The sequence below is a fragment of the Methylobacterium sp. Leaf118 genome, from assembly GCF_920984675.1.
Lineage (GTDB): Bacteria > Pseudomonadota > Alphaproteobacteria > Rhizobiales > Beijerinckiaceae > Methylobacterium.
Genome location: NZ_CAKLBV010000143.1, coordinates 1 through 815 on the forward strand (window position 1 = coordinate 1; position 815 = coordinate 815).

The following is an 815-nucleotide window of genomic DNA, read 5'->3' on the forward strand; positions in this document are numbered from 1 at the left end:
ACCTTCGGCGACAACCGTCCGGCGGCCGAGCCGCTGATCGGCGTGGGCGACGCGGTGGCGGTGCAGATCTGGGAGGCGGGCTCGGGCGGCCTGTTCTCCGGTCCGCTGGTGGCCGACCGCTTCTCCGCGGGCTCCAAATCCGCCCTGATCCCCGAGCAGATCGTCGGGCCCGACGGCGCGATCACCGTGCCCTATGCCGGGCGCATCAAGGTCGCCGGGCGGCGCACCCAGGACGTCCAGGGCCTGATCGAGACCGAACTGGCCGGCAAGGCGATCCAGCCGCAGGTGCTGGTCTCGGTCACGCGGCCGGTCTCGCAATCGGTCACCGTGACCGGCGAGGCCACCGCCGGCTCCCGCGTGCCGCTGTCCGGCCGCGGCGACCGGCTCCTCGACGTGATCGCCCTGGCCGGCGGCGTGCGCACGGCGGTGGCCGAGACCTTCGTGCGGCTCTCGCGCGGCGGGCGCACGGTGACGGTGCCGATGAGCACGGTGGTGGCCAACCCGCGCGAGAACATCTTCGTGCGCGCCAACGACACCCTGACGCTGGTGCGCGATCCGCAGACCTTCCTGGCGGTGGGCGCGCTGGGCAACACCACCGAGATCCCGTTCGGGGCCGAGGGCCTGACCATGGCCCAGGCGCTGGCCCGGGCCTCCGGCCTGCGCGACAGCCAGGCGAACCCGGAGGGCCTCTACCTGTTCCGCTACGAGCCGGCCGGAGTGGTCCGCCGGCTGCGGCCGACCTCGCCGCTGCTGAGCGCGCCGATGGTGCCGGTGGTCTACCGGGTCAACATGCGCGATCCGCAGAGCCTGTTCCT

The 815-nt window shown here is 73.6% G+C and carries 1 protein-coding gene; it reads left to right on the forward strand.

Going from position 1 to position 815, the window contains the following annotated elements; all coding sequences use genetic code 11:
* Positions 1–815 (forward strand): polysaccharide biosynthesis/export family protein (locus LW587_RS23925; RefSeq protein ID WP_232632060.1); only part of this gene is annotated, 815 nt, incomplete at both ends.